Origin of the sequence: Stenotrophomonas maltophilia (assembly GCF_003970865.1) — a bacterium.
GTDB lineage: Bacteria > Pseudomonadota > Gammaproteobacteria > Xanthomonadales > Xanthomonadaceae > Stenotrophomonas > Stenotrophomonas maltophilia_AR.
The window spans coordinates 18,203-38,407 of the sequence record NZ_RXLZ01000041.1 but is presented as its reverse complement, the minus strand read 5'-3'; the positions used below and the strand labels follow the sequence as shown (position 1 = coordinate 38,407).

21 protein-coding genes, 1 tRNA gene and 2 pseudogenes are annotated in these 20,205 nt (G+C 62.7%); 11 read left to right on the top strand and 13 right to left on the bottom strand.

The window, feature by feature from the left end:
* The first annotated feature begins 202 nt into the window (after positions 1 to 202).
* Complete coding sequence (locus EKL94_RS14455) at positions 203 to 1,222, top strand: IclR family transcriptional regulator (RefSeq protein WP_126929605.1); 1,020 nt, start codon at positions 203 to 205, stop codon at positions 1,220 to 1,222.
* A gap of 17 nt (positions 1,223 to 1,239) precedes the next feature.
* Here EKL94_RS14455 and EKL94_RS14450 read toward each other — a convergent pair whose 3' ends face one another.
* A complete protein-coding gene (locus EKL94_RS14450) occupies positions 1,240 to 2,190 on the bottom strand; it encodes a DMT family transporter (protein ID WP_185830037.1) in 951 nt (316 codons plus the stop codon).
* Between the two features lie 7 nt (positions 2,191 to 2,197).
* Here EKL94_RS14450 and EKL94_RS14445 point away from each other — a divergent pair, with 7 nt between their 5' ends.
* The 3 genes from EKL94_RS14445 (at position 2,198) to EKL94_RS14435 (ending at position 4,278) form a co-directional block, all read left to right on the top strand.
* Positions 2,198 to 3,001 carry an AraC family transcriptional regulator gene (locus EKL94_RS14445; protein WP_126929603.1) on the top strand — a complete coding sequence of 268 codons (804 nt, stop codon included), beginning with the start codon at positions 2,198 to 2,200 and terminating at the stop codon, positions 2,999 to 3,001.
* Positions 3,002 to 3,086: 85 nt separating this feature from the next.
* Complete coding sequence (locus tag EKL94_RS14440) at positions 3,087 to 3,755, top strand: glutathione S-transferase family protein (protein WP_126929602.1); 669 nt, start codon at positions 3,087 to 3,089, stop codon at positions 3,753 to 3,755.
* Between the two features lie 130 nt (positions 3,756 to 3,885).
* Positions 3,886 to 4,278 carry a DoxX family protein gene (locus tag EKL94_RS14435; RefSeq protein ID WP_049436918.1) on the top strand — a complete coding sequence of 131 codons (393 nt, stop codon included), beginning with the start codon at positions 3,886 to 3,888 and terminating at the stop codon, positions 4,276 to 4,278.
* A 24-nt stretch (positions 4,279 to 4,302) separates the two neighbouring features.
* Here EKL94_RS14435 and EKL94_RS14430 read toward each other — a convergent pair whose 3' ends face one another.
* The 4 genes from EKL94_RS14430 to EKL94_RS14415 form a co-directional block, all read right to left on the bottom strand.
* The gene (locus EKL94_RS14430) at positions 4,303 to 4,992 is read right to left on the bottom strand and encodes a hypothetical protein (RefSeq protein ID WP_260473433.1); all 690 of its coding nucleotides are present in this window, start codon (positions 4,990 to 4,992) and stop codon (positions 4,303 to 4,305) included.
* A complete protein-coding gene (locus tag EKL94_RS14425; RefSeq protein WP_126929601.1) occupies positions 4,989 to 5,414 on the bottom strand; it encodes a hypothetical protein in 426 nt (141 codons plus the stop codon). The genes EKL94_RS14430 and EKL94_RS14425 overlap by 4 nt, the downstream gene beginning before the upstream one ends.
* Positions 5,415 to 5,493: 79 nt before the next feature.
* Positions 5,494 to 5,913, bottom strand: coding sequence for an H-NS histone family protein (locus EKL94_RS14420; protein ID WP_126929600.1), 420 nt, complete (start codon positions 5,911 to 5,913; stop codon positions 5,494 to 5,496).
* 60 nt (positions 5,914 to 5,973) lie between these two features.
* A complete protein-coding gene (locus EKL94_RS14415; protein WP_221767987.1) occupies positions 5,974 to 6,972 on the bottom strand; it encodes a GlxA family transcriptional regulator in 999 nt (332 codons plus the stop codon).
* A gap of 201 nt (positions 6,973 to 7,173) precedes the next feature.
* On the opposite strand from EKL94_RS14415, the gene EKL94_RS14410 reads away from it, so the two are divergent.
* Positions 7,174 to 8,004, top strand: coding sequence for an alpha/beta fold hydrolase (locus EKL94_RS14410; protein WP_126929598.1), 831 nt, complete (start codon positions 7,174 to 7,176; stop codon positions 8,002 to 8,004).
* A gap of 23 nt (positions 8,005 to 8,027) precedes the next feature.
* Here the strand turns inward: EKL94_RS14410 and EKL94_RS14405 are convergent, their stop codons facing one another.
* The 4 genes from EKL94_RS14405 to EKL94_RS14390 form a co-directional block, all read right to left on the bottom strand.
* Entirely contained in the window at positions 8,028 to 8,675 is a 648-nt protein-coding gene (locus EKL94_RS14405) for a hypothetical protein (protein WP_126929597.1), read from the bottom strand.
* Positions 8,676 to 8,828: 153 nt separating this feature from the next.
* A complete protein-coding gene (locus tag EKL94_RS14400; protein WP_126929596.1) occupies positions 8,829 to 9,770 on the bottom strand; it encodes an alpha/beta hydrolase in 942 nt (313 codons plus the stop codon).
* A gap of 188 nt (positions 9,771 to 9,958) precedes the next feature.
* Complete coding sequence (locus EKL94_RS14395) at positions 9,959 to 10,876, bottom strand: LysR family transcriptional regulator (protein WP_126929595.1); 918 nt, start codon at positions 10,874 to 10,876, stop codon at positions 9,959 to 9,961.
* A gap of 389 nt (positions 10,877 to 11,265) precedes the next feature.
* A complete protein-coding gene (locus EKL94_RS14390; RefSeq protein WP_126929594.1) occupies positions 11,266 to 11,610 on the bottom strand; it encodes a hypothetical protein in 345 nt (114 codons plus the stop codon).
* 763 nt (positions 11,611 to 12,373) lie between these two features.
* On the opposite strand from EKL94_RS14390, the gene EKL94_RS14385 reads away from it, so the two are divergent.
* Complete coding sequence (locus EKL94_RS14385; protein WP_126929593.1) at positions 12,374 to 13,864, top strand: ATP-dependent nuclease; 1,491 nt, start codon at positions 12,374 to 12,376, stop codon at positions 13,862 to 13,864.
* A gap of 80 nt (positions 13,865 to 13,944) precedes the next feature.
* On the opposite strand, the gene EKL94_RS14380 is transcribed toward EKL94_RS14385, so the two are convergent.
* Positions 13,945 to 14,955 (bottom strand): phage portal protein, encoded by a 1,011-nt coding sequence (locus tag EKL94_RS14380; protein WP_126929592.1) that lies wholly within the window; start codon positions 14,953 to 14,955, stop codon positions 13,945 to 13,947.
* The gene (locus tag EKL94_RS14375; RefSeq protein ID WP_126929591.1) at positions 14,955 to 15,800 is read right to left on the bottom strand and encodes a phage terminase large subunit family protein; all 846 of its coding nucleotides are present in this window, start codon (positions 15,798 to 15,800) and stop codon (positions 14,955 to 14,957) included. Before EKL94_RS14375 ends, EKL94_RS14380 begins: the two co-directional genes overlap by 1 nt.
* Between EKL94_RS14375 and EKL94_RS14370 the strand changes: the two genes are divergently transcribed.
* The 4 genes and pseudogenes from EKL94_RS14370 (at position 15,768) to EKL94_RS14355 (ending at position 18,708) form a co-directional block, all read left to right on the top strand.
* Complete coding sequence (locus tag EKL94_RS14370) at positions 15,768 to 16,184, top strand: hypothetical protein (protein ID WP_260473432.1); 417 nt, start codon at positions 15,768 to 15,770, stop codon at positions 16,182 to 16,184. The genes EKL94_RS14375 and EKL94_RS14370 overlap by 33 nt on opposite strands.
* An 11-nt stretch (positions 16,185 to 16,195) precedes the next feature.
* Positions 16,196 to 16,594 carry a phage tail protein gene (locus tag EKL94_RS14365; RefSeq protein WP_049401031.1) on the top strand — a complete coding sequence of 133 codons (399 nt, stop codon included), beginning with the start codon at positions 16,196 to 16,198 and terminating at the stop codon, positions 16,592 to 16,594.
* Positions 16,591 to 16,953: pseudogene (locus EKL94_RS14360) on the top strand (phage late control D family protein); the annotation flags it as partial. The gene EKL94_RS14365 and the pseudogene EKL94_RS14360, both read left to right, overlap by 4 nt.
* Positions 16,954 to 17,313: 360 nt before the next feature.
* Positions 17,314 to 18,708 carry a PIN-like domain-containing protein gene (locus tag EKL94_RS14355; RefSeq protein ID WP_126929590.1) on the top strand — a complete coding sequence of 465 codons (1,395 nt, stop codon included), beginning with the start codon at positions 17,314 to 17,316 and terminating at the stop codon, positions 18,706 to 18,708.
* On the opposite strand, the pseudogene EKL94_RS14350 reads toward EKL94_RS14355, so the two are convergent.
* Positions 18,705 to 19,343 (bottom strand): annotated as a pseudogene (locus EKL94_RS14350) (contractile injection system protein, VgrG/Pvc8 family); the annotation flags it as partial. The gene EKL94_RS14355 and the pseudogene EKL94_RS14350 sit on opposite strands and share 4 nt — an antisense overlap.
* Between EKL94_RS14350 and EKL94_RS14345 the strand changes: the two are divergent.
* A complete protein-coding gene (locus tag EKL94_RS14345; protein ID WP_440086710.1) occupies positions 19,330 to 20,052 on the top strand; it encodes a site-specific integrase in 723 nt (240 codons plus the stop codon). The pseudogene EKL94_RS14350 and the gene EKL94_RS14345 overlap by 14 nt on opposite strands.
* Before the next feature lie 69 nt (positions 20,053 to 20,121).
* Here the strand turns inward: EKL94_RS14345 and EKL94_RS14340 are convergent.
* A tRNA-Ile gene (locus tag EKL94_RS14340) sits at positions 20,122 to 20,197 on the bottom strand.
* Positions 20,198 to 20,205 lie beyond the last annotated feature (8 nt).

Genomic DNA, 20,205 nt, shown 5'->3' with positions numbered 1-20,205 from the left:
CCGCCTCCACCCAATCTCCATCGTTTTTCGACGGAATCTCCAAGGTTCCCGGCAACACTTGATGTCATGACGGCAAAGGAGCAGGACCGCATGGATCGCCACGCGCCCCGACACTGCACACCCGTCTCCAGGTTCACCACTGAATGTGGCGGTGTGGCCGGGTTCCGATCCTCCGGACATGCCGCCGCAAGGGAAGTACGAGATGACGACGGCAGTTCGCACCGGCCTGACCGACCTGGTCGCTGACGCGCAGCGGTACCTGCGCAGGATTCTTCCCGGGCTCGCCTCGGCAGTGCATCCACTTGCTTCATTGCATGCCATTCCCCACGCGATGGCATCGCGCTACCACCTCGCCGGACTGATGCTGTACGGGGAAACCCCCGCCATGCTCGCCGTGGCCCGCGAGCCCGGCGAATCCAGCACCCGCGTGATCCAGGACGTACGCTGCCTGCGCTCCGCAGCGAATGCACTGGTGCTGTACGTTTCGCCCTATCTCACGCCGACCCAGCGCCGCTTCCTGGTCGAGAACCACATCGACTTCGTGGTCCCGCACACGCAGTTGTTCGCACCCAGCCTGGCCATTGAGTTCCGCGACGACCCCGATCATGAGAAGAAGGCCATCTCGCTGCTGCCTTCGGCGCAGGCCGTGCTGATCCACGTGCTGCTGAGCGGCCAGACGCGCTGGTGGTCGGCGCGCGAGATCAGTGCTGCCGCCGGCTACACCTCGATGACAGCGTCGCGCCTGTCTGCCGAACTGGTCGGTCGCGGCCTGGTTGAACGCTCCACCGGTGGCCGCGAGCGCTTCCTGAAGCTGGCCGGCAACCGCGACGAGGTCTGGGCCAGGGCACAGCCGTTCCTGCGTTCTCCCATCCTGAAGGAAGTGGATGTCTGCTGGGGCCCGACCGCCGAGGTGCTCCGCGATGCCGGGCACCCGGCGCCGACCGCAGGCCTGGACGCACTTGCTGAAACGTCACCGCCCGCGATCGGTGGCACCCGTGCGCTGCACATCGATGCGTGGCGGTTGCTGGGCGCCCTTCCCATGCCCGGTCCGGACTGCGTCCAGAGCGCACGGCTGCAGATCTGGGCCTATCCGCCGGCATTCACCAGCGTCGGCGATGTGGTCGACCCGCTTTCGCTGTATCTCAGCCTGCAGGGCAAACGCGGCCATGATGCAGACGCGCTGGAACAGCGGGTGGAACAGGCGCTGAGCGGGGACACCTAGCCCGCATGACCGAAGCCCTATGCGGGTTGCTCGCTGGGCACTGCAGCGGCGCGCCTGGCGCTGTACTCGGCGAACACCACGCCGGACACCGCCAGCAGGCCACCGCCCAGTACCCAGCCACTGAGCGTTTCACCCAGCAGCAGCACGGCCAGCGCGGCGGTCACGATCGGCACCAGGTTGAAGAAGCCTGAGACGCGCGCAGCACCCAGGCGCGACAGGCCGGTCATCCAGGTCAGCGGCGCCAGGATCGAGGCGCACACAGCAGCGAAACCGATACACCCGACCGCCGTCAGGTTGTTGACCCCGGTGCCGATCAACAGCTGCACCGGCAGCAGGATCAGCGACGCAGCCGTGGCCTGCAGGAACAGCGATTCGAGCACCGACAGCGGAATCTTCCAGCGCTGCATCAGCACGTTGTAGGCGGCGAAGGCCAATGCGCCGATCAGCATGATCGCGTCGCCGCGGTTCAGGCCCTGCGCGGCCAGCCGTGCCAGGTCGCCCTGCGATACCACCGCCACCACACCGGCGGTGGAGATCACCGCGCCAAGAATGGAAGTGCCACGCACCGGATGGCCCATGAACACGCGCGACAGCGCCAGCGCGATCAGCGGAATCAGCGCCTGGATCACCCCCATGTTGGTGGCCGAGGTGAAGTGCGCCGCATAGTAGGCCAGGCACTGGTACATCACCCCGCCCAGGCAGCCCAGCACCAGGAAGCGCCCGAGGTTGGCGCGCACGGTCGGCAGATTGCCACGCAGCCGCGGCAGCGCGAATGGCAGCAGGACCACCGCCGCGACCAGCCAACGGAAGAAGCCGATATCGATGGGACCGACCGAGCCCGAAGCAAGCTTGGTAACGATGGTGTTCGCGCCCCACAGCAGGCAGGCGAGGATCGGGAAGAGATAGTTCACGCGTGTAGGTGTACGTAGGGGAATGGCCAGCGTACGCTTGGCGCATATCGAGGACATCCCGAAAATGCGCCACCCCGCCCCCGGCTTGCGGCAACCGATGGAGCCGATTCCCACCTTCCGCCAGCTGCCCGGCCCGATCTACTTCCGGCAGGGCGCAATGGAGCCCACCGACTGGGGCACGCACAGCCATCCGTGGGGTCAGTTCAACTTCGTCGCGCAGGGTGTGATGGAGATGAAGATCGACGGCGAGTGGATGGTGTCCCCGCCGCACTACGCGATCTGGATTCCACCAGGAATGGCCCACTATTCGCGCAACCGCTCGCAACTGGCCTACCGCTCCGCCTATCTGTCGGCGGCACTTTCACGCCGGCTGCCCACGCGTTGCAGTGCGCTGGAAGTCAGCCCGCTGCTGCGCGAACTGCTGCATGAACTGGCACGACAGGGCGTGACCGATCCGCACACACCGGCCCAGCGGCGCATGGCCACCGTGGTGATCGACCAGATCGTCAATGCCGCAGTGCTGCCCAGTTTCCTGCCGATCGCCAGCAGCGATGCGCTGAAGCAGGTGATGGCGTACATGGAGAAACACCTGTCGATGGCCGAATCGGTTGCCGAAATCGCGCAGCGCCACCACATGAGCGTGCGCAAGCTCGAACGCCTGGCACGCAGCGAGCTGGGCATGTCGCTCGGCGACTGGCGTGGACGGGTGAAGTTCGTGCGCGCCACCGAGGCGCTGTGCACCCGCCGGCCGATCAGCCTGATCGCCGAGGAGCTGGGCTATTCCGGCGTCAGCGCCTTCGCCGAGATGTTCAAGCGGCACGCGCAGTGCACGCCGGATCAGTACCGGAAGCTGCATCGGGCGGGGTGAGCGACGCAGCGGGCGCTGTCGATTTCCCGCCTCCCCGTTCGTCGGAACAGGAAAGGCCGCCCCTTCGGCCTGCAGGAGTGCCACGATGTGCCCGATCCTCACCGCCTTCGCCACCTCCCCCGACCGCGGCCAGGGCCTGGCCCGTGACATGCGCGTGCGCTGGGCGCTGGAGGAACTGGCCGTGCCCTATGACGTGCAGCTGCTCAGCTTCGCCGAGCTGAAGCAGCCCGCGCACCTGGCGCGCAACCCTTTCGGGCAGATCCCCACCTGGCAGGACGGCCACCAGGTCCTGTTCGAATCCGGCGCGATCGTCCTGCACCTGGCCGAACAGCATGCCGGCCTGCTCCCCGCTGATCCGGATGCACGCATGCGCGCGATCATGTGGGTGTTCGCTGCGTTGAATACGGTGGAGCCGCCCATCGTCGAGCGCTCGATGGCCTGGGTCCTGGAGCGCGAGCAACCCTGGTATGCACAGCGTCTGGCGATGCTCGATGAGCGCGTGCGTTTGCGGCTGGCGCAGCTGTCAGCGTGGCTGGACAAAGCACCATGGCTTGACGGCGACTTCAGCGTGGGCGACCTGATGATGATCTCGGTGCTGCTGCGCCTGAAGAGCAGCGGCCTCCTCGACGAGTACCCGCAGGTGGTCACCTACGTGGGCCGTGCAACGCAACGCCCCGCCTACCAGCGTGCGTTTGCTGCGCAGCTGCAGGTGTTCCGGCAAAGCGCAGACGCGGCATCACCGGGGGATGACTGAGACAGCCTTCTTCGGCATTCGAAGGTCCCCGGCCGCACGGGAAACCGGAAGGCAGCCGTGCCGTGTATACACGGGCTTCACTGACTGTGAGCTCCGATCGCGTGGGTCGGACTCCCTCAAGGACTTCACTGTGAGCACTTCCTCGCACTCGCTCGCTTTCCTGCTTGCGCGCATCCTGCTGATGGCACTGTTCCTGGTCTCCGGCTTGGGCAAGCTCGGCGACCTCAGTGGTACCCAGGGCTACATGGAAGCAATGGGGGTGCCCGGCATCCTGCTGTGGCCAACCATCGCCTTCGAGATCGGCAGTGGCCTGTGCATCCTGCTCGGCTTCCAGACCCGGCTGGTATCGATCGTCCTGGTGGGCTTCAGCCTGGTCACCGCCTTCATCTTCCACCACAACTTCGGTGACCAGACCCAGCAGATCATGTTCCTGAAGAATCTGGGCCTGGCCGGTGGCTTCCTGCTGCTGGCCTGCACCGGAGCCGGGCGCTACAGCATCGACGGCCGGGGCCGTCGCGCATAGGTACCCGCCAGCAGGCTCCCTACGCTAGCGACGGAGCTCCGCCTCCGGTGCCAGCGTTTGGATCACCCTGCCCTGCGCATCGAGGAACTCGATCGCCCCGTAGCCTTCCGGCGTGACCGTCAGCCGCAGGCGCGGGCGGTCCGCCTTGTCATTCAGTGCAATGGCCGGCGTTCCATCGGCGCCGACCACCAGGCCGATGCGGGTTGGCGCCTGCACACCGGGAATCAACGCATTCCCGAGCGCGGGCTCGCGGATCAGCTTCGGCGCCTGGTTGATCGAGAAGCTCACCTGGCCATCAGGAGATACGCGCCATCCGATCGCATCCATCGCCGGATGATCCAGCGCCAGCACCGCCATGCCGCCGTCGACATCGGCGGTGCCGAAACCACCGCGCTCGCTGCCCTTGTCGTCGTACAGCACCATGCCGGCCACGTTGAAGGCGCGTTTGTACTGGATGCCATCGATGATCGGCGCCGGCGTCTTCCCGGACAGCGTCATGCGGATCACGCCCTGGTCATCGACGATATCGATGCGACGCGCGGTGATGCGTTCGCTGTCGGGCGTCGCGATCCGCGTCTGCGGAGCCTTGTCCACGATCAGGCGCTGCAGGGTTTCCACCGAAGGCCGCTTGGGCGTTCCGGCATCGTCGGCCGCACGTGCCGGATTGCTGTAGAAGGCGATGAGCAGGACCATCGTGCAGGCAGCGCGCATCATGCGGCCTCCTGAGGGGCGTGCACCGGGCGCCGGCAGGCAGCCTGCACCAGCATCAGCTGTGCCACCAGGATCAGCATCGCGCACCCGGACAACAGCCATGGGTCGATGTACCACTGGGCATTGAAGCTGAATTCGCCGGCAGAGATACGCTTCCAGCCGTTGAAGTGCTGCATCGCCGCGACCACGAACGCGAAACCGCCCATCGCGTTCGAAAGCCAGGGCACGACGATGCCGCCCGGCCGTGCAACCATCATCAGCAGACCCAGCACGCCGATGACGGTGCGCTGCACGCGGCAGTAAGGGCAGACATAGGCCAGCCCACTCCATTCCACCGACCAGGCCAACAGGCTGATCAGCACCGCTGCCGCCCCCGCGATGTACAGGACCCTCGGCGCGATCGCCGTGCTGCCGTTGTGTGCCATTGCGTGCCTCCCTCCAGTGCGGACCCATGCAGGGTAGCCTGAAGTGGACGCGGGCGCGGCAGGCGTTGCCTTGCGGGCCTCAGTCCTTCTTGAACAGGGTGCGTTGGCCGATCGGGCTGCCCTTGCGGGCGGTCGGACGGGCCAGGCCGGGAATCAGGAAGTCCGTCACCTTGTGGCCCTTCTGGACCTTGGCGGCCAGCCAGCGTGGCATGCGCCCGCGGCCGGACCAGGTCAGGCGCTTGTATTCCGGATCGCGATATTTGGCAGCAACCTTGCCTGCTTTGCGGCGGCTGGATTTCCTAGGCGTTGCGGGTTCTTCGACGGACGCATCGCCAAAGAGTTCTTCGAGCGTATAGCCCGCTTCGGCGGCCGCCGCCTTCAGCATGCGGCGCACCACGCTGGCCGGACGGCGGCTGGAAATAAGCTGCCTGCGCTGTTCAGCGGCAACCACCAAGGCGCCCAGCTCCCGCAGGCTGAGCGATTCGATATCGATAGTCATGCCGGGAAAGGTCCACTCCGGCAGGGTGGTCTGTCAAGAGCGCTGAACTGCCGACGCAGCTCAACCCGGGAAACGCCGCCTGATCCGGAAGTGATCGCGATACGCGGACGGCGACATGCCGACAACGCTCTGGAATGCCTTGCGGAATGAAGCCGCGTCGTCATAACCCAGGCGCGAGGCCACCTGTGCGATGGGAAGATCACCGAGCTGCAGCGCGTCCCTGGCCTTGGCCATCCTGGCCTGGCGGATGTAGTCGGCGGGATTGAGTTCCGTGGCCTTCTGGAAGCGCCGGATGAATGTTCGTTCGGTCAAATGGGCACGTTGGGCAAGCCCGGCCACGGTGTGGCGCAGCCCAGGTTCTGCAAGGATCAGATGCTGGGTCGCCAGGATGGCGGCATCATCGTGATCGAGCCTGGGCAGGAATCCCTGCAAGGGACGCTGGTCCTGCCGGATGCCGTCACTGAGCATGAAGCGGGCCGTGGCCAGCATGACACTGGGGCCCATGACGCGATCGACGATCAGCAGGCCGAGATCATTCCACGCGAGAATCGCCCCTGACGTAATGACGTCACCGTCATCGATGACGACATTCTCGGTCGTCACCTGGACATCAGGATGCGCGCTGGCGAGCAGCCCTGCAAAGGCCCAGTGGGTGGTAACCCGCCGTCGCGCAAGCAGGCCGGTCTGGGCCAGCACGAACGCCCCTGCGCAGACCGAGCACATGATCGCGCCGCCGGCATGGAGTTCCTTGAGCCACCGCGCCTCGCGCGGCATCGCCGACATCCGCTCGGGCATCGCGACGCTGGGCGGCGAGATCACGAACGTGGGGGCGTTCACCTCGCCTGGATCGCTGTCCCAGCAACATTCCATTTGCGCCGACGCCGGATTCAGCTGCCAATGCGTCACCCGCAGGGAACACCGCCGGTCATCTTCGTGGGGATATGCCGCCCACTCATTTGCAATCCGGAACAGATCCGTCAGGCCATGGATCGCCGCCATCTGGCAATCCGGATAGATCAGCAGAGCCACTTCGACCCGCTTGTCAGTTTCGATACCCATGAATGTCACCTCCGCCAATTTCAATTGATGCAGCGCTTCCTAGAATGGATTCGGACGGAGTGATGGCCGCCTCAGGATAGAAGGAAATGCTGCCCTGGGGCCACTCCTGCAACACGCACTGACAGCGTCCTTCCTCCTGCACCGATGCAAGGTCGCCGGTACGCAGGACGCCCCCCAACCCCAACTGCGAGGAACCCGGAAATGGCTACGGTTACTACGAAAGACGGCGTCGAAATCTTCTACAAGGACTGGGGTCCACGCGACGCCAAGGTCATTCATTTCCATCATGGCTGGCCCCTCAGCGCCGACGACTGGGACGCGCAGATGCTGTTCTTCGTCAACAAGGGATATCGCGTGGTTGCCCACGACCGCCGCGGGCATGGCCGCTCCAGCCAGGTATGGGACGGCCACGACATGGACCACTACGCGGACGATGTTGCGGCGGTGGTCGAGAAGTTGGGCACCCATGGCGCGATGCACGTGGGCCATTCCACCGGCGGTGGACAGGTGGTCCGCTACATCGCTCGCCACGGCGAGAAGAACGTATCCAAGGCAGTGCTGATCAGCTCGGTGCCGCCGCTGATGGTGAAGACCGCGGCAAACCCGCAGGGCACGCCCAAGGAGGTCTTCGACGACTTCCAGGCGCAGCTGGCGGCCAACCGTGCGCAGTTCTATCACGACGTGCCGGCAGGCCCCTTCTACGGTTATAACCGGCCCGGCGCGAAGCCTTCAGACGCGGTGATCTGGAACTGGTGGCGGCAGGGCATGCAGGGTTCGGCCAAGGCGCACTACGATGGCATCGTGGCCTTCTCCCAGACCGACTTCACCGAAGACCTGAAGGGCATCTCCATCCCTGTACTGGTGATCCATGGCGACGATGACCAGGTGGTCCCGTATGCCGACTCGGGTGTTCTTTCCGCGAAGCTGGTAAAGAACGGCACGCTGATCACCTACGAAGGTGCGCCGCACGGCATCCCGACCACGCACGCCGACCGCATCAACGCCGACCTGCTGGCGTTCCTGGAAAGCTGATCGTGAAGGGTCCGGGAAGTGCTTCAGGCATTTCCCGGACCGTCCGGCAAGCGGATTCCATTCGCGGCGGCGAACACACGGGACGCATGCCAGTAGTCCGGTGATGGCATCTGCAGCTCAGGTTTGGACCAGTAGTCATCGATGTGCAGCACGCTCATCACATCGACCCATGCAGCGCGCGCATCGTGGACGCGCATGCGCCAGCGATGATGCGGCGGAAAGTATGCGTAGTGCTCAAGCGCCTGCCGCTGTGCCTGCTCTTCGGCAATGCCCGCCTGCTGCATCAGCGTCCACGCGTGCATGTGACGCGCATGCGCAAGGGCGCCGAGGTACTCGTCCTCATCCAGCAAGGGAACCGACTCACCGCGAGTAAGGCACAGCGCGTCCGATTCGGTGTCGTACTCCAGCGAAGGCTGCGCCAGTTCCGGGTGCTGCTGCCAGTACCCTTCGCCCTTCATGTGCAACATCGCCCAGTGCCAGGGCTCATCGTGGAAGAGCAGTGCGTGCTCGTATTCGTGGCCGGCGGTCTGGTCGGGATAGCGTTGGCGTGCCTGTTCGACTGCCAGCGGCTCGGGAACCTGGCCATAGCGCATCAGGCACCAGGCGAACAGATGCCGGCTGTCTTCGATCTCGGTGGTGAAGTCTTCCACCGGGGCATGAGGGTTGGGCATGTCTGCTCCTTGTACCTGCGAACGCCATTCCGGGCTCCAGACCCGGGAGATTACCGACACCTCCACGTGAAAGCACATGTGCACATTCAGACCGTGCATGAAGACACCTCCGACTCACATGCCGGAGGCACCTTGTCCACGATGTGACTCCAATCAGCCCAGGTACTTCTTGAACCAGGCCAGCATCAGGGAAGGATCACGCTGGAAGTAGAGATAGCCATCCCAGCGGCGGGTGGTGTTGCGGATCCAGTGCAGCTGCTTCTCCTCCGTGGCGATGCCGTCGAAGATCGCCTGCACGTCGGAAGGCGTGGTAAGCAGATCGTCATGCACCTGGTACAGGAACGTCGGCACGTGGTTGCTCTTCACCGCCTCCAGTGGTGTCATCTGATCGAGCTTGAATCCGGTGATGATGAAGATGCGCTGCTCAATCTCCTCGAGGCGATCATGGATTCCCAGGAGCTTGAGCGAGGCATCCATCGTCGCCCGCAACGACACCGGCTGAGGTGCCACCAGGCAACGCACGTCCTGGAAGTACTCCGGGTACTTCTCGATGGCAAAGAAGGTTGCGTTGGCGCCCATGCAACGGCTGAACAGTGCGATGTCCATGCCCTTCAGGTCTTCGCGGGAGCGGACATAGTCCAGGGAGCCGATGACATCGCGGGCTTCAAAGATGCCATTGCTGCCCACGCCTCCATTGGCCGCGCCGCTCCAGCCGAAGTTGCGCAGGTCATACGCCAGCACGTTGTAGCCGGCGTCATGAAGGATCTTGTAGTCCTTGAGGAAGTTGAACTCGAAGTCGTTGCCGGCAACGCCGCCGATCGACTTCCAGGGTTCCAGGTGTGCCGGCATGCCGGTGCGGCTGGACCAGAGCGGATGATTGCAGATCACCACCTTGTCCGATCCTTCGCAGGGGATGAACCAGCCTTCCAGCGGAACACCGTCCTGCGAGGGGAACGTGACCTCTTCGAAGGCGAGGCCGAAGTCGCTGGGGCTTCCGATGACCGGTGCGCGGAACGGACGGCCAAACGTATTCACGATGCCTTCGACGATGGCATCGGCTTCTTCACGGGACGGCTTGATTGCTTGAGTCGACATGTTCAGGGGCCTTTTGAATGCTGTGGGTAGAGAGGGATTCACAAGCGGCGTGGGTAGCCACCGCTTGGAAGCCAATCTATCCAGCTGCCCCCGATCGATCAGGACCACACAATCGAACGCATCGTTACCACCCGGAAGAACAATCGCCCGCCGCTGTCCGCAGATGGCCCAGCGGGCAACGTACGGATCTAGCGTTGGTCGCGGATCAGATGTGGCTCGAACAACGCCTCCACCCACGCCATGAACGCCCGCACGCGACGTGACAGGTTATGCCGATGAGCGACGACCAGCCAAAGATCAATCGGCTCAGGCCTGGAATCGGGCAGGATTTCGATCAGGCGTCCACTCTGTAAATGCTCGGCCAGGCCAATCAGTGGCGCCTGCATGAGACCAGCCCCCGCCAGCCCCGCCGCGAGATAGGCCTGCACGCTGTTCACGGTGATCGCCCCTGCCATCGGCAGGAACGCATATCCACTGCCCTGCGGATACTCCCAGCCAAACGGCGCATTACCCAGGTGGGAGACGTAATGGATCATCCTGTGCCCCTGGCTCTGGAGATCTTCCAGTGACATCGGCGTTCTGGCGCTTTGCAGATAGGCGGGACTGGCAAAATTGGAAACCGGCATTTTTCCGAGATGCCGCGCGATGAGCGTGTCATCGCCCAGGACTCCTGCACGGAGCACGCAGTCAAACCCCTCCTGCACGAGGTCCACGCGCCTGTCCGTGCACGAGATCTGCAGCTCAAGGCCGGGGTGCGAGGCCAGGAACTCCGGCACGGCAGGCATCACGATGCTGCTGGCAAGTTCAGTTGGCAGATCTACCCTCAAGCGCCCCTGAAGTGACGCTTCACTGTCGGAGAACATGGTTTGCAGTTCACCGAAGGCACCGAGCAGTTCATGCGCCCTGTCGTAGAGTGCACGCCCTTCTTCCGTCATCTGCACCGCCCGCGTTGTCCGGTGCAGCAGCCGTGCACCGAGGCTGGTCTCCAGATTTCGTATGACCAGCGACACCCGGCCCTTGCGCAGGCCCAGATCGTCGGCAGCACGCGTGAAACTGGCCGTCTCGGCCACGCGAAGGAAAACCCGCAGGGTGTCCAGATCATGCATGTGGAGGCGCCGGTGCCGTGGAAGCGTGGGCTATTAGAGCGCCGGGAAGGAAGCTCTGGTCAAGTCGACGGCAATGGAGCACTCAGCGTGACGAGCGGTCTCCGGGGTCTCATGAGGAGTTGGACCCAAGAACCGCAGCCGGGTCCATGACGTGCGCGACTGCCTGGGCGCCAATGTGGTGGCCCACCAGGATTCGAACCTGGAACCAAGGGATTATGAGGCTCCACATTCATGCTTGGAAATCAACGGGATACATGACGTATTTTTCCCGGCGCATCCCCGTGAAACTCGCATTGCAGCGCGGCCCCTGAGGCAATTTTCCCGGCGATCCTTCGCCTTCGCCGGCACCACTCCCATCGATCGACAGCGCTGCAGCCGTTAGCACCCGGCTACCCCTCCCAGCCGAACGGTGGCTTGATGTGCAGCTTGGCCAACCTGTTCGCACGTACCGCCTCCCGGTATGCCTCGATCTTGGCCACATCCTCGCGCAGGCGAGCCTCATGCCTGGTCACCCACATCTCGGCGCCGGCACGGCCCTGCACGTAGCTGGTACACCAGCGGAACGGCCCGCCAGGGCCATGCCGATGTCGGTCAAGATTGGCGATCCAGATCCCGTCGCCTACCCGTTGTGTCATCGCTACTATCCACACGCCGCTGCAAGCGATGACCGTCGATGCATCGTTGGGGAGGCTGGCAGAACGTGTCGTCCAGTAGAAGTCGGCGGGCAGCGGCATGGCCGGCAGGATACGGCTGGACGTCGCAATAGCTGCGACGGGTCGATGGTGGCCAGGCAGCTGAGAAGAAGAGCGACGGCGGAGCGAGGGCAGGACTCGGGTTGCCGTCCTCCCCTTAACTAGGAATTTATGCCGCGCCCATCGGAACACCGCAATTTCTGCAACCAGACGTTTCAGGCTAAAATTAATTCAATAAAAACAATCACTTAAGTAAATTTCCCAATAGCAACAATAGGGCAACCTTAGAGCAACCAGATTGCACAATCCGACCGCAACCGGGCGGCAGAAAAATGTCCTTATAAATCAATTACATTGCATTACGCCCTCCAGAAAATTGCCCTAAATTATCATCCACTGCAATCTCTCTTTTCATATAAATTCAAACACTTACACAGCATGCAAAGGTGGGGTCGCAGAAATTGCCATTCTCCGGACACCCCGCTTCCCCTAAACGGGAAGCACGGGTAACACAACGCCCTCACGGCGCTGCGGAATCGGCCCTTTACGCGCAGGGAACCGCAGGGCCAGCCAGTGCCTGGGAGCCCGGGAGAACGCTATACAGGGCCGAGGCTGGGCCGTTCCGCAGGGAGTGCAGAAAAGGCGCCCTATGAAGTGCGCAGGCGTGGCGGGGAGACGAGTGCGCTCGCGAGGGCCATAGCCACGATTACGTACGCAACCTGACGAAATCGTACGGAGTGACCGACACTGTACAATTTCGCCCCGCAATGACCATGTAGGTCGACCACATCGCAAGGAATGCTAGATGGCAACCCAATCAGACATCGCGGAAGTAATCTCTCGGATCAATGATCGTTGGGCGATTCCGAAGGCCAGGAACGGGCATTTCGGCAATGTCTTGAAGTCGCTGACTATCAACAACGTCCGCGGTGTGACCGAGAAGATCGAGTTCACCTGGCCGGTCACCGCGATAGCCGGGACCAACGGCAGCGGAAAAACAACGTTGCTGCAACTCTGTTCCGCCGCCTACGTGAAGGAAACAGGCGGGCGCGTCTACAAGATCGGAGACTGGGTGCGCAACGCGCTCGGTGACGAGACGCCGGCGTTCGACGAAAAGTCCTCAGTGAGCTTCACGTTCTGGGATGATTCTCCGCAAGTCGAGATCCCTTATCAGAAGGCCCGCACTCGCTGGGGCTACCCACGTACCAATCCGAAACGCAATGTGGCGTTTATTGGTATCGGCCTGTTCGCTCCCCGCATCGAACGCCGCGACCGCCTCCATGTTTATCGTGCGCAGGTCAAGGTAAAGGCGACCTCCTCCCTCCCAAAGGAGGTCGTGCAGGCAATCTCATCGATCCTCAATGCGGGATACACGGCTGGCTCAATTCACACTGTCGGACCGGCTTCCGATCAGTGGAGCGAGAACCTTCCTCAGCTGGTAAGGAATGGCAAGCGGTACGGCGAACACCACATGGGCGCCGGAGAGCAGAAGATTGTCGCACTGATTCGGCAATTGGAGGCCATTCCTGCCCGGTCGCTCATTCTTCTGGAAGAGCCGGAAATCACACTACATCCCGACGCCCAGCGAGGGTTGGCCTGGTACCTGATGAGCCTGTCGCATCGCAAGGGGCATCAGATCATCGTCTCTACTCATTCAGGCGAGCTTTTCGAGACGTTACCTCTTGATGGCCGACTGCTGATGATTAGAGCGAACGATGCTGTCACAGCGGTACCACGCGCTCCGTACATTGCGGCCGCACGCCAATTGAATGGCGTGGTGAAGTCGAATCAAGATCTCATCTTGGTCGAGGATGCCGTTGCACAGGCGTTCTTGAGAGAACTGCTGCGCCAGAAGAACAAACAGCTGCTGGACAACTGCGCCATTGTCCCGGTAGGAAACACCGACGACGTCTACCGCCTCGTTCAGAGTTTCCGGCAGATGAAGGTGCGAGCAATTGGAGTGAGAGACCCAGACATCGGCGCTTCGCCATCGTCTGGACTGTTCTCACTGCCGGGAGACCTGGCGCCGGAATCTCTGCTTCTAACTGACGACAACATTGCTGCTACCGAAGATTACTTGAACGGCATCACGACTTGTTTCTCGAAGGCGCGGGTAGCAGGAATTGGGCATACGGGTAGTAGCTGGGCGAAGAAGGTATTCCCCTCCCTCGCCCATCAGATGGACCTATCCCGCGACGCTCTCGCAGATCGACTTACGATAAGTTGGCTCAGATCGAATAGTGCTGCCGCAAGCACACTAGCCGGCGACATCGATGCGGCATTTCTTGCAGCGTAGGCGCTCTCAGCGACAGCGAAACCTTCCGCACCTCAAGCGGACGGACACATGGGATGCCGGCAGCTTCTGCCGGCCAGTAATTACGCAGCCGCTCCCAGCTCGAAGGGGTTGAAGCGGATCACCTCATCGCCCAGCCATTCGTTGAGCGCGGTCAGCCGCGTCTGCAGAGGCGACAGTTCCATCGCAGTCCAAACGGTCGCCGCCTCGCGGATCGAGCCAAACCCGCCACTGTTCTGCGGGACGATGCCCAGCAGCTGGGGCGGTGTGCGCAGGGAGGCCAGCATGTCATCACGGGTCACGCTCTTGATGCCGGTGAATTCATCCTTCGCCGCAACCTCGCTTACGGGAATCAGCTTTAGGCCATCCTTACTCCCGCCCGGCGAATGCAGGAACAGGTTGCGGAAATTGCCCGGTCCGCGTGACTCGCGCAGCGCGTTTCGGATCCCATCCACGTCGTCTTTCTCGGTCAGGGAGTCGGTCAGGTACAGGATGAACCCGGCATGCGAGCCGTTGTTGTAATACTTCCGGCGGAACAACGTCGCCGATTCATTCAGCAGGGCCGACTGAACTGCCGGCATCCATTCCGGTAGCCCGTAAATCTCCTGGTCAACATCTGCCTCGCGCAGCTGGAACACATCGCCGCGAGCAAACTCATGCTCGATCTTGCCGGCCCTGATCTGGAAGAACTCGCCCGACTCCACGCCTCGGCGCACGTACTTGGCCAGCGGCACCGCCAGGGAGTGATTGACACCGGACATAGCGCGGCGGCGCTCAACGTAGACCATGCCAAAGGTGATGTAGTCCAGTGCCAGCTGTGCGAACGCCTCACGGCTCAGCAGCTTGTGCGGCTTGAACGTGCTCACCAGCATGTTGCGCTTGAACGTCAGCCCGCTGTGGAGATACGGGTTTGCGCGGGTGGTGCGCGACAGCCCGTGCAGATCCACCGGTGGTTCGAAGTACCGCCCGTTGCGCCAGCATTCGAGGTAGTCGAGGATGCCGCGAGAGTCCAGCACGGGCGTGGGGTCGCCGAAGGTGAACGCCTCAATGCCGGCAGGCGCGGTCACGGGAGTGCCCTGGTCGGGGTCAGTCATCAGCAAATCTCCATGGTGCTGCGTGCAGCGGTACCGCCTTCCAGCGGTTCATTCTGCAGTGCGTGCATGAGTGCCCACGCCAGATCGGCGTGGCCTGTGGTGCGCGAGCGCCCAGCCGTGTAGGTGACCTGGCGCCCGCTCGGGGTAATGGTCTTTTGGATCGCCAACAGCGACTGCGTGAGGTCGGTCCAACCCGCGTCGTATTCCAGTCGCTCGTTCTTGATGACATCGAACGCCTTCAACACCAGCCGGGTCTTCACCTCGGGGGAGTAGTTGAAGATCGTCACGCCAGGGAAGAACTGGCGCACCAGCTGGGCCACGCCGGTGCCCATGCCGGTTGCGTCGATGCCGATATAGGTCACCCAATACCGCAGGGTGATCTGTTGGATGAAAGCGGCCTGAGCTGCGAAGTCCATACCCTTGAACTGATGGCGTTCCAGTACCCGGAACTTGCCACCGGGCACCAGCGGCGGAGCCACCACCACGATGCCGGCGCTATCGCCTGTCTCGGCCGGGTCATACCCGATCCACACCGCGCGGTCGCCGTATGGGCGAATGGCAAGCGGTTTGAAGTCGTCGGCCCAATCCACCCAGCTATCGACCTGGCACGTCTGTAGCATCGTGAGCGGGAAGATGCTCGCGCTGTCGTCTACGAACTCGCACATCAGCAGATTGGCGAATTCCTCTGCGCTGTAGTCGCGGCGCAGTTCCTCGATATCGAACAGGTCGCAGCCCCGACCAGCCGCATCGAGCACAGTCACGATCTGGCGCCACATGGCGTCTTCACAGCGGCGCCCGCCCATCAGCCGCGCGTGGCTCACATCCATCTGGATCTGCTGGGACACCGAACGTCCCTTGTTGAAACGCTCGCCCGTCCAGAAGTCGAACGCCTCACCCGACTGGACCAGCTGCGCGAGCAGCGCATCGCGCGCTTGGGCAACAACACCGACACCGCCCGCGCCACGGCCAGCCGCGACAGGTTGCGCCAGGCATCGGCCGGATTCGCGCTGGGCGCCGCTGCGCTGCCCGTGATGGCCGCAGCTGCCCCGGTGGTTGCCCCGGCAGCTGCGCAGCCCGCAGCGGGCAGCACAGGCGCTTCCAGCTACGCCATCAACATCCAACCGCCGTCCGGCGCCGACTCCCGCGAAATCGCGGATCTGGTGCGGCAGGCCATTGAACAGATCGAGCGCGACAAGGCCACCCGACGTGGCGCCCGGCTCAGCGACTGAGGACCACCGCCATGATGATGACCTGGGGCACATTCGTGTTTTCCCTTTCCACCGCCGCTTACGGCGAACTGCAGCGCCAGATGACCTGGCGCCACGCCAGCAGCGACCGCGTGGGCGCCCGCGCCGCCCGGCAATACGTCGGGCCGGGCGATGACACCATCAGCCTGCAGGGCACCATCGCCGGCGAACTGGCCACCGACCTGCAGGTGCTGGACAAGCTGCGCGAGCTGGCCGACCAGGGCAAGCCGCAGGCGCTGGTGGAGGGCACTGGCCGCGTCTATGGCGCCTACCTGCTGACCAGCCTCAGCGAGACGCGACGCGAGCTGTTCAGCGACGGCACCCCGCGCCTGATCGACTTCCAGATGCAGCTGGAACGCGACGACGACGGCGCAAGCGAGGCCATCGCATGAGGGCCAGCCCGTACCCGATCCCCGCGTGGCGGGTTGTCCTCGACGGCGTGGATCTGACCGAACGGCTGGCCCCGCGTCTGCTGGATCTGTCGCTGACCGAAAGCCGTGGCGACGAAGCCGACCAGGTCGATCTGCGCGTGCACGACCATGACGGCAGGCTGGCCCTGCCCCGCCGGGGCGTCACCCTGCAGGTGGCCATTGGCTACGAGGGTAGCGGCCTGTTCGACAAGGGCACCTTCAAGGTCGATGACGTAGAACATAGCGGCTCGCCCGACATCATCACGATTCGGGCGCGTTCGGCGGATCTGACCGGCGCGGTTCGCCGCCGGCGCGAGCGCAGCTGGCACGACACCACCCTGCCCACACGCGGAGCATCACCGCTTCGCGCAGAACGAAACAGACAGGGCGCCCACGGAAACGGGGCGCCCTTTGTCCACTGCGCTGATCGCGCTGGCAATCTGGCAAGCGACTTATCCAGTGCAAGCGGTCGCCGACGTATGCGGCTCGTCGCTAGGGCACGCGGCACTGTTCTTTGCCGCTGGCGCGCTGACTCGTTATGTGAAGCCCAGATTGACCGGGTGGGTTCAACGCACAATCAAACGGACTTGCAAGGGCAGTTCATCCCCCCAGCGCAAAATGCGTGACGGCAACTGTGCACTACCGATCGATACGCCTCAGCGCTAGTATCCGTGCAATCGATAAGACGGTGGAATTCAGCGATGAAAGGAAGATTCCCAGGCTACTACCGGCCCACTCAGGCTGAGCTCGACGCGCTCTGGCAGGAAGGGACGTTGGTCGTGCTTGATACAAACATTCTCCTCCACCTCTATCGTGTTCCCGCATCAACGCGAACCCTTCTTCTGTCCATCCTTGAAAGCCTGAAAGATCGTCTCTGGATTCCCCACCAGGTTGGCATCGAGTACCAACGCCGTCGCCTAGGTGTCATTCGCGATGCCTTCTCTGCGTCAAGGCGGTTGCTTAGCGACATTGAGAAAGCCCACGAACAGTTTGAGCGGGCCGTCCTGGCTGCGCAGCCAGAGAAGCGAGGACTACGGCGGATACCAGCTGCATTGACCGAGATTCAAACACAGGTGAAGCGGATTCGTGACGACGTGCACGACGCTATCGCTGATCAGCTCTCCCCTGCGGCCGATGACTTCATTAGGGAAGCGATCGACGCGCTCATCGGGGACAAGGTAGGAGCCCCACCCGAAAGTCAAGAAGTGCTTACAGGATGGTACAAGCAGGGCGCCTCACGATTTGCGCTGCAGATGGGGCCGGGCTACAAGGACGCGAAGAAGGCTAACTCACCCTCCCCAAAATTCTTCGCAGGAGGTCTCACCTTTGAGAGTGAGTACGGAGATCTCGTCCTCTGGAAGCAGATCATCCAGCACGCGGCAAAGGAGGGCATAAAGAAGGTGGTCTTCGTCACCCAAGACAACAAGGAGGATTGGTGGTGCCGCGTATCCGATCCGGCGAGCAGCGAGGCGATTACTCAAGGACCGCTACAGGAGCTTGCCGAAGAGATCCGTCGGGACGGACAAGTAGATCTGTTCTGGATGTATCACCTGCAGGAGTTCATGGAGGTGGCAAGCGAACGATTGGGGATCAATGTCTCGGAGGAGGCGATCACGGACGTATCAATGGCCGACAAGGCGGCAGCGGCTCTTTCCGCTACTGTGCTGCCTGGACCGATATCGGTACTGAGCAAGCTGAGGCCTCCGTTCGATGTTTCGACCCACCTCCTTGTGCTCGCCGAGATGGATTTGACCCCTTACACAGTCCTAGACGGATTCTCTGTTGGAACAGCTTCGGATCGGCCAGAGCACGCTGTAATTCTTACTTCCCACGACGCGATATGGAGGAATCCATTCTTAGCCAGTTCGGCTATCGCTGAGATTCTGCAAGATCTGAACAAGCGTCTTGAATTGAGAACTCTAGATGTCTATGTAATGTACGCTGATCGGCCAAATCTCATGGAAACGGATCGCTCACTGCATTTTATCAAGGACGCTCTACGCAGAACGCGTAATTTTGACGAGGTCACGATCTGGACATGCCTTCTCGCACCGGACGGTGAAGGACTCGAGCTGATGGCAAGTTTCTCTTTTTAAGAGCCACGTTCAAGCTCTAGCGCAGTAGTGAAACCGCCGCTGGCGTCGATGGTGTGCGTGGCCTTGGCCACCAGCCAGTCGGTGCCATCAATTTCGGGTTTGAAGCCACTGACGTTAACCGTCTGCTCCGGGTAGATATCGGCGCGTCCAACGGCGAGCCGATAACTCAGTTGCGCGGTGCCACGGTCCAGTCGCTTGAACTCAGCCTCGGCGTGCTGCCGCGCTTCCTGCGCGGTGGCATAGGTCGGCTGCAGCTTCTTTTCGTTGTCCGCCTTGCCCACCAGCACGCCTGTGCGGCGTGCCGACTTGCGGTCGCCCCAATAGGCGCGCACGCCGGTGAACTTCTCGCGGTCGGCGACGCTGTAGCGGTGCTGGTCACCCGAAGCCCGCGTGATCTGCACGCCAGGCAGTGGCTGGCCGCTGGCTGTGGTGCCTGCACCGATGGGCGCGAAGATCAGCGTGCCGGCCTTCACCGTGGCCACGGCGTCGAAGCGTTTACCCAGGCGTGTGAGCAGGTTGATATCGCTCTCGTTGGCTTGATCGAGGTGGGCAATGGCAACGCCGGCCAGATCCGCGGCTACGGATGTGCGCAGCGAATGCTCGCCGGCAATGGCGCCGAGAATGTCGCCCAACCACCAGTTCCGCTACCTGCGTCGCACCTTGGCGTGGGGAGTCCGGCACGGCTACTGCAAGAGCAACCCGGCACAAGGCGTTAGACAGGCGAAGGAAGCACGCGAGCACAAGATGCCAACCCCGGATGCTTTCGCGAAGGTGCTTGCCTTCGCGCGTGAGCGTGGCGCCCGGCGCCCTCATACAAAGGGCAGCTGCCCGGCATACATCGCCCCGGCGATGGTGCTGGCTTTCAGTGCGCGTCTGCGCGGCATCGAAGTCTGCCCCCTTACCGACGCCCACCGCCTGGACCAGGGCGTACACGGCGAACGACGGAAGGGATCGCGCGCATCAGTCACGGAATGGAACGAGGAAATGATCGAGGCATGGGAGGCGCTGGTCACTCGACGTAACGCGATCTGGAACCGCAAGGGTCGCAACTTCCCTGTGCCCATCAGGCCGGAGCAGCGCTTCCTCTTGGTGGAACAGACAGGCAACCCTATCGCCCGGTCTTCAATGTCCAGTGCCTGGCAACGCTTCATTCGCATGGCAATGAGCGAGGGAGTGATTGAGGAAGACGAGCGGTTCTCGATGCACGGTCTCAAGCACCGGGGCATTACCGACACCGAGGGCAACCGTGGCGACAAGCAGGACGCGGCCGGGCACAAATCACCGACCACGACGGGGCGCTACGATCACGACGTGCCAGTCGTGAAACCACCGCGCAAGCGCTGAATTTTCCCGGGCATTTTCCCGGCGGCGCAAAAAAGGCACTTAGGCAGAAGCCTAAGTGCCTGTTTTTTATGGTGGGCCCACCAGGATTCGAACCTGGAACCAAGGGATTATGAGTCCCCTGCTCTAACCGTTGAGCTATAGGCCCGGCGCAGC

Bases quoted from the DNA above. Each gene is read 5' to 3' on its own strand.
- EKL94_RS14455 (WP_126929605.1), top strand. From the start codon at position 203: ATGACGACGGCAGTTCGCACCGGCCTGACCGACCTGGTCGCTGACGCG.
- EKL94_RS14450 (WP_185830037.1), bottom strand. From the start codon at position 2,190: ATGTCCTCGATATGCGCCAAGCGTACGCTGGCCATTCCCCTACGTACA.
- EKL94_RS14445 (WP_126929603.1), top strand. From the start codon at position 2,198: ATGCGCCACCCCGCCCCCGGCTTGCGGCAACCGATGGAGCCGATTCCC.
- EKL94_RS14440 (WP_126929602.1), top strand. From the start codon at position 3,087: ATGTGCCCGATCCTCACCGCCTTCGCCACCTCCCCCGACCGCGGCCAG.
- EKL94_RS14430 (WP_260473433.1), bottom strand. From the start codon at position 4,992: ATGATGCGCGCTGCCTGCACGATGGTCCTGCTCATCGCCTTCTACAGC.
- EKL94_RS14425 (WP_126929601.1), bottom strand. From the start codon at position 5,414: ATGGCACACAACGGCAGCACGGCGATCGCGCCGAGGGTCCTGTACATC.
- EKL94_RS14420 (WP_126929600.1), bottom strand. From the start codon at position 5,913: ATGACTATCGATATCGAATCGCTCAGCCTGCGGGAGCTGGGCGCCTTG.
- EKL94_RS14415 (WP_221767987.1), bottom strand. From the start codon at position 6,972: ATGGGTATCGAAACTGACAAGCGGGTCGAAGTGGCTCTGCTGATCTAT.
- EKL94_RS14410 (WP_126929598.1), top strand. From the start codon at position 7,174: ATGGCTACGGTTACTACGAAAGACGGCGTCGAAATCTTCTACAAGGAC.
- EKL94_RS14405 (WP_126929597.1), bottom strand. From the start codon at position 8,675: ATGCCCAACCCTCATGCCCCGGTGGAAGACTTCACCACCGAGATCGAA.
- EKL94_RS14400 (WP_126929596.1), bottom strand. From the start codon at position 9,770: ATGTCGACTCAAGCAATCAAGCCGTCCCGTGAAGAAGCCGATGCCATC.
- EKL94_RS14395 (WP_126929595.1), bottom strand. From the start codon at position 10,876: ATGCATGATCTGGACACCCTGCGGGTTTTCCTTCGCGTGGCCGAGACG.
- EKL94_RS14390 (WP_126929594.1), bottom strand. From the start codon at position 11,610: ATGCCGCTGCCCGCCGACTTCTACTGGACGACACGTTCTGCCAGCCTC.
- EKL94_RS14385 (WP_126929593.1), top strand. From the start codon at position 12,374: ATGGCAACCCAATCAGACATCGCGGAAGTAATCTCTCGGATCAATGAT.
- EKL94_RS14380 (WP_126929592.1), bottom strand. From the start codon at position 14,955: ATGACTGACCCCGACCAGGGCACTCCCGTGACCGCGCCTGCCGGCATT.
- EKL94_RS14365 (WP_049401031.1), top strand. From the start codon at position 16,196: ATGATGATGACCTGGGGCACATTCGTGTTTTCCCTTTCCACCGCCGCT.
- EKL94_RS14355 (WP_126929590.1), top strand. From the start codon at position 17,314: ATGAAAGGAAGATTCCCAGGCTACTACCGGCCCACTCAGGCTGAGCTC.
- EKL94_RS14345 (WP_440086710.1), top strand. From the start codon at position 19,330: ATGTCGCCCAACCACCAGTTCCGCTACCTGCGTCGCACCTTGGCGTGG.